At 62.0% G+C, this 14,181-nt stretch carries 14 protein-coding genes; 10 read left to right on the top strand and 4 right to left on the bottom strand.

Features of this window, described 5'->3' with window-relative positions; translation table 11 throughout:
• Window positions 1–35: 35 nt before the first annotated feature.
• Window positions 36–788, bottom strand: coding sequence for a TerC family protein (locus tag P3T18_RS20670; RefSeq protein WP_429301822.1), 753 nt, complete (start codon window positions 786–788; stop codon window positions 36–38).
• Window positions 789–931: 143 nt separating this feature from the next.
• Between P3T18_RS20670 and P3T18_RS20665 the strand changes: the two genes are divergently transcribed.
• The gene (locus P3T18_RS20665) at window positions 932–1,810 is read left to right on the top strand and encodes a LysR family transcriptional regulator (RefSeq protein ID WP_429301821.1); all 879 of its coding nucleotides are present in this window, start codon (window positions 932–934) and stop codon (window positions 1,808–1,810) included.
• Here the strand turns inward: P3T18_RS20665 and P3T18_RS20660 are convergent.
• Window positions 1,786–2,247, bottom strand: coding sequence for a TerB family tellurite resistance protein (locus P3T18_RS20660; RefSeq protein WP_429301820.1), 462 nt, complete (start codon window positions 2,245–2,247; stop codon window positions 1,786–1,788). The genes P3T18_RS20665 and P3T18_RS20660 overlap by 25 nt on opposite strands.
• 276 nt (window positions 2,248–2,523) lie before the next feature.
• Between P3T18_RS20660 and P3T18_RS20655 the strand changes: the two genes are divergently transcribed.
• The 4 genes from P3T18_RS20655 (at window position 2,524) to P3T18_RS20640 (ending at window position 6,129) form a co-directional block, all read left to right on the top strand.
• Window positions 2,524–3,567 (top strand): helix-turn-helix domain-containing protein, encoded by a 1,044-nt coding sequence (locus tag P3T18_RS20655; RefSeq protein WP_429301819.1) that lies wholly within the window; start codon window positions 2,524–2,526, stop codon window positions 3,565–3,567.
• Window positions 3,568–3,775: 208 nt separating this feature from the next.
• Window positions 3,776–4,366: a tetratricopeptide repeat protein gene (locus P3T18_RS20650; protein WP_429301818.1), complete on the top strand. Its 591-nt coding sequence runs from the start codon at window positions 3,776–3,778 to the stop codon at window positions 4,364–4,366.
• A 181-nt stretch (window positions 4,367–4,547) separates the two neighbouring features.
• Complete coding sequence (locus tag P3T18_RS20645; RefSeq protein ID WP_429302085.1) at window positions 4,548–5,315, top strand: hypothetical protein; 768 nt, start codon at window positions 4,548–4,550, stop codon at window positions 5,313–5,315.
• A gap of 79 nt (window positions 5,316–5,394) precedes the next feature.
• Window positions 5,395–6,129 carry a haloacid dehalogenase type II gene (locus P3T18_RS20640; protein WP_429301817.1) on the top strand — a complete coding sequence of 245 codons (735 nt, stop codon included), beginning with the start codon at window positions 5,395–5,397 and terminating at the stop codon, window positions 6,127–6,129.
• Here the strand turns inward: P3T18_RS20640 and P3T18_RS20635 are convergent.
• Window positions 6,117–7,139, bottom strand: coding sequence for a LacI family DNA-binding transcriptional regulator (locus tag P3T18_RS20635; protein WP_429301816.1), 1,023 nt, complete (start codon window positions 7,137–7,139; stop codon window positions 6,117–6,119). The two genes, P3T18_RS20640 and P3T18_RS20635, sit on opposite strands and share 13 nt — an antisense overlap.
• Window positions 7,140–7,342: 203 nt before the next feature.
• Here P3T18_RS20635 and P3T18_RS20630 point away from each other — a divergent pair, with 203 nt between their 5' ends.
• The 5 genes from P3T18_RS20630 (at window position 7,343) to P3T18_RS20610 (ending at window position 13,730) form a co-directional block, all read left to right on the top strand.
• Window positions 7,343–8,482 (top strand): ABC transporter ATP-binding protein, encoded by a 1,140-nt coding sequence (locus P3T18_RS20630; RefSeq protein ID WP_429301815.1) that lies wholly within the window; start codon window positions 7,343–7,345, stop codon window positions 8,480–8,482.
• Between the two features lie 100 nt (window positions 8,483–8,582).
• Window positions 8,583–9,842 (top strand): ABC transporter substrate-binding protein, encoded by a 1,260-nt coding sequence (locus P3T18_RS20625; RefSeq protein WP_429301814.1) that lies wholly within the window; start codon window positions 8,583–8,585, stop codon window positions 9,840–9,842.
• Between the two features lie 66 nt (window positions 9,843–9,908).
• Window positions 9,909–10,814, top strand: a complete 906-nt coding sequence (locus P3T18_RS20620) for a carbohydrate ABC transporter permease (protein ID WP_429301813.1) — start codon at window positions 9,909–9,911, stop codon at window positions 10,812–10,814.
• A 19-nt stretch (window positions 10,815–10,833) separates the two neighbouring features.
• A complete protein-coding gene (locus tag P3T18_RS20615; RefSeq protein WP_429301812.1) occupies window positions 10,834–11,685 on the top strand; it encodes a carbohydrate ABC transporter permease in 852 nt (283 codons plus the stop codon).
• Between the two features lie 59 nt (window positions 11,686–11,744).
• Window positions 11,745–13,730: a beta-galactosidase gene (locus tag P3T18_RS20610; RefSeq protein WP_429301811.1), complete on the top strand. Its 1,986-nt coding sequence runs from the start codon at window positions 11,745–11,747 to the stop codon at window positions 13,728–13,730.
• A 75-nt stretch (window positions 13,731–13,805) separates the two neighbouring features.
• Here the strand turns inward: P3T18_RS20610 and P3T18_RS20605 are convergent, their stop codons facing one another.
• On the bottom strand, window positions 13,806–14,135 hold the full coding sequence (locus tag P3T18_RS20605; RefSeq protein ID WP_429301810.1) for a hypothetical protein: 330 nt from the start codon (window positions 14,133–14,135) through the stop codon (window positions 13,806–13,808).
• Window positions 14,136–14,181: the final 46 nt, after the last annotated feature.

Raw genomic sequence — 14,181 nt, 5'->3', positions numbered from 1 at the left:
CCGCGGTCTTCACCGCGGGCCGTTTTGCTTGTGCGTTACTCGTGGCTTCCTTCGACACGTTTGGATTTCGCGCGTCGGGACAGCATGTTCATCGCCTCGACGAATCCGCTAAACGCCATCGCCGCGTAGATGTAGGCCTTCGGAACGTGCGTGCCGAAACCTTCCGCGATCAGCGTCATGCCGATCACGAGCAGGAAGCTCAGCGCCAGCGTGACGATAGTCGGGTTGCGGTCGATAAAGCGCGACAGCGGTTGCGCTGCGAACAGCATCGCCAGAACAGCCGTGATAACCGCGACGAACATGATCGGCATGTGCTCGGTCATGCCCACTGCCGTAATGATGCTGTCCACGGAAAACACGATGTCGAGCAGCAGGATCTGGCTGATTGCCGCCCACGCGGTCAGTTGCACGACCTTGCTCGTGGTGCTGCGCGTTTCGCTGACAGGCGCGACGTGGTGGTGCATTTCAGTGGTCGCCTTCCAGACGAGGAACAGGCCACCGCCCACCAGGATCAGATCACGCCATGAAAACGCGTGCCCGAACAGCGTCACGGCGGGTTCGGTGAGTTGCGCGATCCATGCCACCGTACCCAGCAAGCCGAGCCGCAACACCAGCGCGAGCAGGATGCCCAGGCGCTGGGTGCGGGCGCGCTGCTCGGGCGGCAGTTTGTTGCTGAGCAGCGAGATGAAAATCAGGTTGTCGATGCCGAGTACCACCTCCATCACCACGAGCGTGAGAAGGGCCGCCCAGGCGGCGGGATCGGAGACGAGTGCGAGCAGATAGTCCATGGCGTGCGTGGCGAAAAGAGAGGCAATGACGTTGGGTTAGCGTCATCATCGCCTGTTCTGGGGTTCGAATAAATAGGTGATATGCTGAGTCACGTTTCGTATTTTTCGAAGTGTCACCAAGTGTCTCTGCGAGTGTCGTCGGCATGCTCAACTATCGCCATCTGTACTATTTCTGGATCGTCGTGAAAGAGGGCGGCTTCGCGCGCGCGGCCGAACGTCTCGACATGGCGGTTCAGACTATCAGCGCACAGGTGCGTGAGCTGGAAAAATCGATCGGGCGTCAGTTGCTCAAACCCGCCGGGCGCGGCGTCGCCATGACCGAAGCCGGCGAGGCGGCCTTCGGCCGCGCGGAGCAGATCTTCCAGATCGGCGAGGCGTTGCTGGACGAAATGCGCGAGGCCGGCGGCGAGCGCACGGCACGGCTTGCAGTCGGTTTATCGGATGGTATCTCGAAGCTCGCGGCGCATGCCTTGCTCGCGCCGGTGCTCGGCACGCCGTCGCTCAGGCTGCTGTGTCACGAGGGCGAGCCCGCGCAGCTGTTGTCCGAACTCGCGCTGCACCGGCTCGATCTGGTCCTGGCGTGTCAGCCGGCGCCGCCTAACGCCGATCTGCGTCTCGTCAGCCAGCGTCTCATCGGTTCGCCGGTCGACTGGTACGGTCCCACGGAAATCGTGCGCAAGGCGACTCGCGCCGGATTCCCGCAATGTCTCGCCGATATTCCCGTGCTGCTGCCGACCGGGCACGGCGCTTTGCGCGCGCGACTCGACCGCTGGTTCGACACGATCGGCATCCGGCCGCGCATCGTCGGCGAATTCGAAGACAGTGCGTTGATGGCCGTGTTCGCCGCGCGCGGCCTCGGCGTGTTTCCGCTCGCGGAACTCGGCGCGGAAGACCTGTCCCTGTTGCGAGGCTTGCGCTGGCTAGGCCGCGCGGAAGGCGTGCTCGAAGAGATACACGCCATCCGTTCGCGGCGCGGGCAGCATCACGCTTTGGCCTCTCAGGTGGTCGCGGCCGTGCGATAGTGCGCGCGCAAGGTGCGCACGACGTCGTCGGAGCGGCGCGCTGCGGGCTTCAGCGAAGGCCCCCATGCGTCCAGCACGGCAGCGAGCAAGGCGAGTTCACCGTCGGCCAGAAAGTTGTCGGCGGCTGTCACCGCCACGCAGAGACGTACGACCTTGCGGCGCAGTACGGGGTCGTCGATCTCCTCGATCAGCGGGCCGAGAATGCTCGGATCGATGCGTCCCGCCGACGGTTCGAAGGTGGCGTGCGTGATCGAAAGATCCTCGCACAGCGTTTGTACGATCTGCGCGAACTGCGTCGGCGCGAGTCCGAGCTCTCCGGCAATGTCGAGTTTGTCGAGCGCGCGTTCTTCCGAACTGCACACGTGGCCATCGGAGATCAGCGCGAGGGCGACGATTCGTGCGGCGGCTTGCGGGCTGTTGCGCGGATAGGTTCGCATGGTCGGGCTCCTGTGGCGGACGGTGTCCGCAGTGGTGATGAGCCTCAGTCTGCGTGAGACATGACCTCGGATAAACCTGCTATTCCAGGACGAATACTTCGAAAAAACCGGAGTGTTCCGCGAAGTGCGTGCGAGCGTCGCATTCTGTCTTATTGAAAAGTTTATTATCTACGGCGTTTAATTCATTTGTGATGCGCCTCAATCCGTAAAAGTTGCGCATTCTTCGGGCGTTAATAATAAATGCGGTAAAACTGGCCAGTGGATGGAGTGTCGAGATTGAATCCCTATTTCTATCGCTTTTGCACGGACGCATACCCGACTGAACAACGATTCGAAGTGTGGCGAGACGAGGTCAATGCGATATTCGACGTTGAAATCGACAAGAGCTTATCGCCCAGCTTCAATTACGACCTTGCCACCGGTTATATCGGCTCACTGTTGATGGGCTGCGGAACGTGGGCCGGTCAGCGCGAGCCGGTTCCCTACGGCGTCAAGCGTTCATCGCAGATGATTCGCCGCGACGGTCTCGATCATTATTATCTTTGCCTCGGCATTACGCATTCACTGGCCGGTTATGCGGCGCGTACGCCGATTAATGCGGAAGCCTCGAAAATCTATGTGCTCGATCTGGCGCGCGAACTCGATTCGGAAATCGTCGCCGGTGATACGCTGATTCTGACCATTGCGCGCGATTCATTGGCGCCGGCTATTCGTTCGGCGGATCTGCACGGACTGGTTTTACAGGGGCCGTTAAGCAGTCTGCTGGGCGATCATTTATTCGCCTTGCGCCGCCAGTTGGCCCACCTGACGCCCGCCGACATGCCGTATATCGAGCAGGCGACACTCGCGCTGGTGTCGGCGGCGCTGGCGCCCTCGGTGCAAACACTCGCGGACGCGGAGACCGAGATCAACGAGGCGGTAATGCAGCGCGTGCGCGCCTATATCGACCAGCATCTGAGTTCGCCGGACCTGACGCCCTTGCAGATCTGCCGCGACGTCGGCATTTCCCGCGCGCAACTGTATCGGCTGTTCTCGCGCGAAAGCGGCGTTGCCGCGTATATCCAGCAGCGCCGCCTCGCGAAGATCCGGCAGATTCTCGAAAGCGCCGCAGGGCGAAAACAGCGCGTATCGACGTTGGCGTTTCAATACGGATTCAAAAGCGAGTCCCACTTCAGCCGCAGCTTCAAACAGGCCTTCGGCTATTCGCCAAGCGAAGCACGGGACCGTGCCGCGTCGCCGGCTACCCGCGCGCCATCTGCACGCCAGGCCGGCCGTGCCGCCGGCTCGCTGCGCGACGTGCTCGACAGACTCGATCCATGAGCGCGCGATGTGTCCGGCGATGTGAACGCTGAGACGCTCAGGCAAGTATTGGAGACGCTGGGGCAAAAGCGCGCAACGCGCAACTGCTACCATTTTCTCGCCTGATTTATAAGCGAATCAGGTCGGGAAAACCGCGTCGCCACGTGCTCTATTCACACAACAGCCTGCATGGCCGACGCCCATTCGCCACTGGAATCGGGGATCGAGAATGAAGTACCGCCTGCTCGCACCATGGGCCGTTCTGGCCTTGGCCGCGTGCGCGCACAATCCGTCGGCGAGTCCGCTGGTGCGGATTTGCGACGAGCACGGATGCGCTGACCGGCCGAAGAACCAGATTACGGCCAACCTAGCCGGCAACGCACAGCAAACAGACACGGACGGGCGCATCGCTGCGCTCAAAGAAGCCGGGGAGACCAACCCGCGTGCGGCCTACGATCTGGGCTTGCGCTATTTCCGCGGCGACGGCGTGCCGCAGGACAGCTATCAGGCGCTGGTCTGGATGCGCAAGGCGGCCGAGCGTGGCGATTTGCAGGCGCAAAAAGCATTGGGCAGTTTCTATCTGTTCGGACTCGAAGAGATGGGCTCCGATCCGCGTGAAGCGGAAAAGTGGTTATCGATCGCGGCGGGGCGCGGCGATCAGGAGTCGAAGAAATTGCTCGAACAGGCCAGAGCCGCAAAGAAATCCGACGAAGACGATTACCGCTGGCTAAACGAGTCGCGCTCGCTTTACTACGGTTACTGGTATTCGGGCTATCCGTACCGGGGTGACTGGCGCGAACGGAACTGGTACTGGCAATAAGCAGCACGCCCGCAATAACCGGACGGCGGCGAAACGGTAGCCGCGCGAAGAACCTGAGAGAACTGCTTTGCATGCCGGCACCCGGCACGCACTTCGTAAAACTCACTACGTACGCACAATTATGACTATTATCCTGAAGCAATCGGGTGTTCGGTATCTGTTCGGAATCCTCTCAATTGGAATGCTGACCGCGTGCGGCGGCATGGTGTCGACCGGCGGCCAAAGCGCGGGCGTATCGGGTGCCGCAGGCGGCGCAGTCAGTGCGGGCGCGGACGAAACGCTCGAACGGTGCGCCGCGCCGCTCGGCACGATCGCCGTAGACGACGGCCGTAACGCCGACTGGTTCGGTCCGTTCGGCAGCGCAACGCAGGTGACCACGATCGAGCCGTTGTTGCGACTCGCGGTCCAGCAATCCAACTGCTTCGTCATTACGTCGGTGGGCAATCAGAAAACCGATGCGCGGCTTTCGCGCATCACCTCGCTGCAACGCAATTCCGGTGAATATCGCGCGGGCTCGAAGCAGCAGAAAGGACAGCGGGTCGCGGCGGATTACTACATGGAGCCGCAAATCGTCATCAACGATTCGGCTATCGGCAGTGTGACGGGCGTGCTGGGCGGACTCGTCGGCGGCAACGCATTCGGCAAGATCGCGGGCGGCATGCAGTCGAAGGCCTCGGTGGTCACGCTCACGCTGTTCGACGTGCGCTCGGCCGTGCAGATTTCCGCAGCCGAAGGCAACTCCACGGCGACCAACTACGGCGCGGCCATCGCGGGCCTCGGCGGCACCGCGGGCGGCGGCCTCGGCGGATTTTCGAAGACGCCGGAAGGCAAGGCGACGGTCGCCGCGTTCATCGACGCGTACAACAAGATGGTCGTTGCGCTGCGCAGCTACAAGGCACAGGACGTCAAGGGCGGTCTCGGACGCGGCGGTCAGTTGCAGGTGAATTGAGCGCATCGGTGAACTCGACTGCGATGCTCGCGGTCCCTACACTGTGTATCTCGACGCGAGACCAACAGAGGGAACCGCCATGCATCTCACCGATTTCGACACGCTGACCTTCGACTGTTACGGCACCCTGATCGACTGGGAAACCGGTATTTTCGAAGGGCTGCGACCGCTTCTGTCGCGCGTCGAGCCGCCCCTCACGCGCGATCAGGTGCTGGAAGCTCATGCGCGGCACGAGTCGGCGCAGCAGCGCTATACACCGGCCACGCGCTATCAGGCATTGTTGCCGGTGGTCTACAAGCGTCTCGCCGAAGAATGGGGCGTTCCGTGCACGCTCGAAGACTGCATCGCCTACGGCCAGTCGATCCGCAACTGGCCGGCATTCGCCGATTCGGCGGCGGCGCTTCAATATCTCAAGCAGCACTACAAGCTCGTGATTCTCTCGAATGTCGACAACGAAAGTTTCTCTCATAGCAACGCGAAATTGCAGGTCGAATTCGACGCCGTCATGACCGCTGAAGACATCGGCTCATACAAGCCGTCGCCGCGCAATTTCGAGTACATGCTGGAGAAACTGGGCGAGCGCGGTATCGCAAAGAACCGCATTCTGCACACCGCCGAAAGCCTCTTTCACGATCATCAGCCGGCGGGAAAATTCGGCCTCGCGACGTGCTGGATTCATCGCCGGCACGGCAAGCAAGGTTTTGGCGCGACCATGGACCCCGGCACGCAGCCGAAGGTGGATTTTCGCTTCGAGAGCATGGCCGATTTCGTCGATGCGCATCGTCGGGCTCTGCAGGGCGATCATCGCGATTGAGGGGGGCGAGGTCCGGTCGACGCGCGCACGACGAGTTGCGGCGGCGGTGCCAGTACCATCGAGGGTTGCTGAGCCGGCGAGTGGATCAGCCGGATCAGACTCTCGATCGACAATTCGGCAATGGCGGTGGTCTGGATCGCGACCGTGGTGAGCGCCGGATGCACCTGATGCGCCAGTTGAATGTCAGTAATGCCAATGACCGAAACATCGTCGGGCACCTTGCGGCCGAGCGTGATGAGCGCTTGCACGGCGCCGATCGCGAGCAGGTCGTTGGTCGCGAAAATGGCGGTGAGGTGAGGGCGGTTAGCCATCAATTGCATACAGGCCGCGTAACCGGCGTCGATCGAATCGCGGATCTGCAGCACGGCGCCGGCGTCGGCTTCCACTTGCGCCTCGCGCATTGCCGCGCGGAATCCGTTGGAGCGCGCATCCTGCAATCCGCCGCAACCATCGCCGATCAAAAGACCAATCTCGCGATGCCCGAGTTCGAGCAGATGACGCGCGGCCAGTTCACCCGCACGCGCGAAGTCCACGGCAACGCACGGTAAAGCCGGTGGCGTCTCGGGGTGTTCCCACATGGCCAGCAGAATCGGCGCGCTGTGCAGGGCCGACGCGCACAAATCGTTGATCGTGATGTCGGTGTTCATCACGAGCACGCCGTCGGCCAGCGTGCCCGCAATCTGGTTCAGATACGCGCGGCCGATCTCGGCGTCGTCGTCGGTGTTGCAGACCATCAGGAAGTGGCCCGCTTTGCGGGCCGCGCGCTCGGCGGCGAGCACGAACTCCGGATAGAACGGATTCGAGATGTTCGAGAGCATCAGCGCGAGTGTCGACGAGCGTCCCTCCGCCAGCGCGCGCGCATTCAGGTTCGGCCGATAACCAAGATCGGCGATCGCTTTGAGCACGCGCTCGGCGGTTTCCGGGCGCACTTTTTCGCGGTTGCGCAGCACGTTCGAAACGGTCGCGGCCGTGACGTGCGCGCGCTTGGCGACTTCGGAAAGGGTGACCATTTTCGCTTTATCCCATATTTAGGGAATGTCATTCAGATGTTGCAAACGGTGGGCGGGGTTGTGATACCTTGCTGAAAACACAGCGGAGACACCCATCATGAATTCTTACACCGTTCCCGAATTTAAGCGATTAAATGCCTGCCGCACAAGAGCCGGCCAGTTATTTTTCGCAAAAAATTTAAGCGTTTAAATCCGGAGGCGACATGGCAACGATTCGCTTGACGAACGTGGAGAAGTCATACGGGGACCACCCGCCGGTGATCAGGCGCGTCAACCTGGATATCGCGCAGCACGAGTTCTGCGTGTTCCTCGGACCTTCGGGGTGTGGCAAGTCCACGCTGCTGCGCATGATCGCCGGACTCGAAGACCTGAGCGACGGCGAACTGCACATCGGCGGCCGTCTCGTGAACGACGTGCCGGCCGCGCAGCGCGGCGTCGCCATGGTGTTTCAGAGCTACGCGCTGTTTCCACACATGACCGTGTTCGACAACATGGCCTTCGGTCTGAAACTCGCGAAGCAACCCAAAGACGTGATCGGCACGAAAGTGCGCGAAGCTGCGCGCATCCTGCAACTCGACAGCTTGCTCGACCGTTATCCGAAAGCGCTGTCCGGCGGCCAGCGGCAACGGGTGGCGATCGGCCGCGCGATCGTGCGCGAGCCCGGCGTGTTTCTCTTCGACGAACCGTTGTCCAATCTCGATGCCGCGCTGCGTGGCCAGACGCGCGTCGAGATCGCGCGGCTGCATCAGCGCTTTGCCAGCGCGAGCGTGGTCTACGTGACGCACGATCAGGTGGAAGCGATGACGCTCGCCGATCGCATCGTGCTGCTGCATGCCGGCGCCGACGCGGAACGTTTCGGCAGCATCGCGCAGAGCGGTGCGCCGCTCGATCTGTACCACCATCCGAAGTCGCGCTTCGTGGCCGGCTTCATCGGGTCGCCGCGCATGAATTTCGTCGACGCAACCGTCGAGGCGACGGGCGCCGGCGGCGTCACGGTCCGGCTCGCGAAAAGCGGCGAGACGATCACGGCGGCGGTGGACGGCCGGCGTTTGCAGCGCGCGCAAGCGGTCACGCTCGGCGTGCGTCCCGAACATCTGCGTCTCGCCGGCGACGATCAGTCGATTCAGTGCGTCACGGTGCTGTCCGAACGGCTCGGCGAACACAGCTACATTCACGCGGACCACGCGGACGGCTCGCTGGTCGCGAAGGCCGAGGGCGATACGCCGATCGGACCGGGCGAACGCCTGCGCATTCACGTTCCGCCGTCCGCGTGTCATCTGTTCGACGCGGACGGCATTGCGCTGCCGCGTCATGCGTTCGCGCCCGAGCGCGCCGCGGCTTGATAGCTTGACAGCAAGCGCACAACCGGATTCCGCCACAGAGCGGGTTACATCGTCTGGCAGCGGTGTGCTGCCAGCCAACAGGTAGTCAAGGAGACAAAACATGATTGCTTTTCGCCTTCGCTTTCACCGGCTGGCGCAGTTGTCCGCGGCGGCGGTACTGGTGGCCGGCGTGCTTGCCGGCAGCGCGGCCGACGCCGCCACGCTGAACGTGAACGTGTCGGCGCGCGGAAACCAGCGCTCGACCTGGCAGGACGCGTTCGACAAGTTCAAGAAAGCCAATCCCGATGTCGATCTGAAAGTGACCTATATCACCGAAGAAGCGTACAAGGTGCAGATGGGCGGCTGGCTTGCTACCGATCCGCCGGACGTGGTGTCGTGGCACGACGGCGAGCGCATGGCCTACTACGCGCAACGCGGCCTGCTCGAAGATCTCTCGCCGGACTGGAGCAGGAATGGCTGGTCGCAGCAGTACGCATCGGTGAAGGAAGCATCGACGTTCAAGGGCAAGCAGTACGCCGCGCCGCTCGGCTACGACGCGTACGGGTTCTTCTATCGCAAGGATCTGTTCGAGAAGGCCGGCATCAAGGGTGAGCCGAAAACCTGGGACGAGTTTCTCGACGCCTGCAAGAAGCTGAAAGCGAGCGGCGTTGCACCGATTGCCGTGGCCGCGCGCGACAGCTGGACGCTGGCTGCATGGTTCGACTATCTGGACCTGCGTATCAACGGCAACAAGTTTCATCAGCAGTTGATGGCGGGAGAAATTCCGTACACCGATCCGCGCGTGAAGAAGGTCTATACCGCGTGGAAGACATTGATCGACGATCATTACTTCATCGACAACGCGCTCTCCTACGATCTCGATTCGATCGCGCCGTTTCTCGTGAACGGCAAGGCCGCGATGATGCTGATGGGCACGTTCTTCTCGGCGAGCATTCCGCCGTCGGTCAAACCCGAGACGGGCTTCTTCCGTTTCCCGGTGATCGACGCCAGCGTTCCGCTCGCCGAAGACGGTCCGGTGAACGTCCTGCTGATTCCGGCCAAGGCGAAGAACAAGGCCGACGCCCACAAGCTGCTGGCCTTCATGGAAAGCCCGGAGATCAACGCCGATCTCGCGAAAGGCTGGGGACAGTTGCCGTCGAACAGCAAATCGCCCGAACCTGAAGACGCGATTTCGAAAGTCGGCTTCCAGACACTCGCGAATACGCAGGGCGGTATTGCGCAGTTCTACGACCGCGACATGACCAAGGAAATGGCCGACGAAGGCATGAAGGCGATGCAGCAGTTCTATAGCGACCCGTCGCAACTCGACGCCGTACTCACGCGACTCGAAGCGACCCGCAAGCGCATCTACAAGAAGTAAGTCCCCGCAGCGCCGGACAGGTGGCTATGTCCGGCGCTCGCCTTCGAATTCCGACGAGGCACGATCATGTCCCATTCCGCAGCGCGCCGCTTACCCGCGGCCCGGCATCGTCACGTCTCGACGACGCGCCGGCACCAGCATCGTGCGGCGCTTTTCTTCCTGTTGCCGGGTTGCGTACTGTTCTGCCTGTGCGTGGTTTATCCGATCATCAGCAGCATTTCGCTCAGTTTCTATAACTGGGACGGCATGACGCCGAAGACCTTCGCGGGCTTCGACAACTACATTGAGTTGTTTCATGCCGACACTTTCTACACGGCGCTGAAAAACAACCTGATCTGGCTCGCACTCTTTCTGCTGGCGCCGCCGCTCGGCCTCGTGTTCGCGTTGTACCTGAACCAGCACATCCGCGGCATGCGTGTCGTGAAGTCGCTGTTTTTCGCGCCTTTCGTGCTTTCGGGCGTGGTGGTCGGGCTCGTGTTCAGCTGGTTCTACGACCCCGGCTTCGGCCTGCTGAGGCTGATCGTCGGACACGGCATTCCAGTGCTGGGCGACCCGCATACGGTCACGTTCGGAATCATCTTCGCCGCGCTCTGGCCGCAAACACCGTTCTGCATGGTGCTGTATCTCACCGGGCTCACGGGCATCAATCCCGAGGTGGTGGAGGCGGCGCGCATGGAAGGCGCGAGCGGCGTGCGCCTGCTGTGGCACGTGATTCTTCCGCAACTGCGCCCGGCCACTTTCATGGCAGTGGTGCTGACGGTGATCGGCGCGCTGCGCAGCTTCGACCTGATCGCGGTGATGAGCGGCGGCGGCCCGTTCGACAGTTCCACCGTGCTCGCCTACTACATGTACGACCAGGCGATCAAATACTACCGGGAAGGCTATTCCGCCGCGATTGCGGTCGTGCTGTTCGCCATCATGCTCGTCTACATCGTGTTCCACCTGCGCCGCATGCTGCGCGAAGAACGCTGATTTTCAGGAGGTACGTGTCATGTATCCGCTTCCCGTCGAACGCTGGAAACCGTTCAATCGCGCGCTCTACAAAGCCTCGCTGCCGCTCGCCTTGCTCATCTGGCTGTTGCCGATGCTGGCCGTTCTGGTGACCTCTATCCGCTCGTCCGACGAGCTTTCTCGCGGAGACTACTGGGGCTGGCCGAAGCACTTCGCACTGCTGGAGAACTACGGCACCGCGCTGACGCAAACGCCCATGCTGCATTACTTCGCCAATAGCGTGCTGATTACCGTGCCCTCGGTGCTTGGTGCGATCGTGCTTGCTTCGATGGCCGGCTTCGCGCTCGCCACGTATCGTTTTCCGGGCAATACGCTGGTGCTGTTCGCGTTCGTGGCCGGTAACTTCGTGCCGATCCAGATCCTGATGATTCCCATGCGCGACATGGCGCTGAAGGTGGGGCTGTTCAATAGCGTGTGGGCGCTGGTGATTTTTCATGTTTCGTTTCAGACCGGCTTCTGCACGCTGTTCCTGCGCAATTTCATCAAGCAGTTGCCCTTCGAGATGATCGAGGCGGCGCGCGTGGAAGGCGCGAGCGAGTGGACCATCTATCTGCGCATCGTGTTGCCGCTGATCCGGCCCGCGCTCGCCGCACTCGGCATTCTTGTTTTCACCTTCGTCTGGAACGACTACTTCTGGGCGCTCTGTCTGACGCAAGGCGACGAGGCTGCGCCGATTACGGTGGGTGTCGCCGCGCTCAAGGGGCAGTGGACCACGGCGTGGAATCTGGTCGCGGCCGGTTCGGTGCTGGCCGCGCTGCCGTCCGTGCTGATGTTCTTCGCGATGCAGAAGCACTTCGTCGCGGGCCTCACCTTCGGAGCCAGCAAAGGCTGAATGTAGCTCTGCGCTCACAGTCCTTTGGTCCGTCTTCAACTTCTCACGAGACTTTACTCATGCAACTCGGTGTCTGCTATTACCCGGAACAATGGCCCCGCTCGATGTGGGCCGACGACGCGAAACGGATGGTCGAACTCGGCATTACACATGTGCGGATCGCCGAATTCGCGTGGAGCCGGATGGAGCCGCGTGCCGGTGAATGGGTCTGGGAATGGCTCGACGAGGCGGTCGACACGCTGGCCGCAGCGGGACTGAAACTCGTGCTCGGCACGCCGACGGCCTCGCCGCCCAAGTGGTTGATCGACGCGCATCCGGACGTCTTGCCGGTGCGCGCGGACGGTACGCGCTGGAACTTTGGCTCGCGTCGTCATTACGATATTTCCAGCGAGACGTATCGGCGCGAATGCCTGCGCATCGTCACGGCGATGGCGGCGCGTTATGGGCGGCATCCGTCGATCGTCGCCTGGCAGACGGATAACGAACTCGGCTGTCACGACACCGTGCCGAGCTATTCGCCGGCAGCGCTGCAACGCTTCCGCGTCTGGCTGAGGCATCGCTATAACACGGTCGCGGCACTCAACGAAGCTTGGGGCAACGTATTCTGGAGCATGGAGTATCCGTCGTTCGACGCGATCAATCTGCCGAACCTCACGCCCACCGACGCCAATCCGATTCATCTGCTCGACTTCCGCCGTTTCATGTCCGACGAAGTGGCGAGCTTTCATCGCGAACAGATCGACGTGCTGCGCGAGCATGCACCGCATGCAGACCTGCTGCACAACTTCATGGGTTTTTTCACGACCTTTGACCATTACCGGTTCGCGGCGGACAATGCGCTCGACGTCGCCGCGTGGGACAGTTATCCGATTGCGCGAACCGAGTCGATCGCGCTGCCCGATGAACAGAAGGCGCGTTATGCGCGCACCGCGCATCCCGATGTGTCCGCGTTCGATCACGACCGCTACCGCGCGATCGGCCGTGGCCGCTTCTGGGTGATGGAGCAGCAGGCCGGTCCGGTGAACTGGGCGCCGTGGAATCCGGTTCCGGCAAGCGGCATGGTGAGACTGTGGGCGTACGAGGCGTTCGCACACGGTGCGGAACTCGTGTCGTACTTCCGCTGGCGCCAGTGTCCGTACGCGCAGGAGCAGATGCATTCCGGGCTCAATCTGCCGAATAACGAGTTGTCGCCGGGTGGTCTCGAAGTCGAGCAGGCGGCGCGTGAGATTGCGGAGACGGCGGCCTTTGCCGGGCTCGGTGCGCCGTCGCGTGCGGCGGTCGCGATTCTTTTCGACTACGAGACGCAGTGGATGTTCGAGATCCAGCGTCACGGCAAGAGCTTCGATTATCAGACGCTCGTGTTCGACTACTACGAAGCCTTGCGCGAACTCGGACTCGATGTCGATATCGTGCCGGCAACAGCCGACCTGACGGGCTATCGCATGGTGGTCGTGCCGAGTCTCGCGGTGATCGGCGATTCACTCGTCGAGCAGATCGAAAAGAGTACGGCGCAATGGGTTTTCGGCCCACGCAGCGGCTCGAAGACGACCGGGTTTGCGATTCCCGGCAACCTGCCGCCGGGCGCGTTGCAGCGCGTTCTGCCGTTGCAGGTGCTGGAAGTGGAAACACTGCGGCCGACGCTCGCGCCTGCCTTGCGCATCGGCGACACGCAAGGGACGGCGCTTCATTGGCGCGAACACGTTCGCGCTAACGGCGCGACACAAGTCGACACACGATTCGACGAAGCTTGCGTCACACCTCACGACGGCTGGCCTGCCGTGCTCAGGCACGGGCGGATTCGCTACGTGGCGGCCTGGCTCTCGCACGATCTGCATCGCAGCCTGCTCGCGCAGATTGCGAAAGAAGCAGGCATCGAAACACAACGCCTGCCCGACGGACTGCGCATTCGCCGCCGCGCCGGCCTGAGTTTCGCGTTCAATTTCGGCGAGCAGCAGGTCGACGTGCCGGTTCCCGCGAATGCGGTCTTCGTGCTCGGCAACTCTCGTCTGAACAGAGCGGAGCTATGTGTCTGGAAGGATGCCTAAGTAAATTTCGAAGTAACAGCGCGGCGCCCGGCAACTTGCATGACAAGCGTCGGGCGCCGCGGAAAGTCTGGCGTTTTACTGGCTTTGCGCCGGCGTCTTGTGCTGATTCGCGCATTCCGCGGTCACGGCCATGCTGGCCTGGTCCGGCGTCATTTTCGGCGTATCCGGGCTGTAAATCTTTTCGATGATGGCGTTGATCGCCGCGCGGTCCGCGTCGTTTTTATAGTACTTGGCGGCCTGGGTCAGCGCTTGCGCCTTGGTCTTCTTGTGGCTGCGCCACGACGCCACTTGCCCGGCGATGTCGCCGAGCGCAAAGCATTGATCGTTCACCGTCTGGGCGACGGCTTGCGCGGCCGGCTGCGCGAGGCACACTGCAAGCATGGCCGATACGACTACGCGTTTCATTACTCGAATCCTGTTGTTGGAGCGGCGCCGGGTTCGAGACGACATC

This window comes from Paraburkholderia sp. GAS199 (assembly GCF_050436585.1).
In the GTDB taxonomy this organism is placed as follows: Bacteria; Pseudomonadota; Gammaproteobacteria; order Burkholderiales; family Burkholderiaceae; genus Paraburkholderia.
Note: the sequence above shows the minus strand (reverse complement) of the source record. Positions and strands in the feature narration are given on the sequence as shown.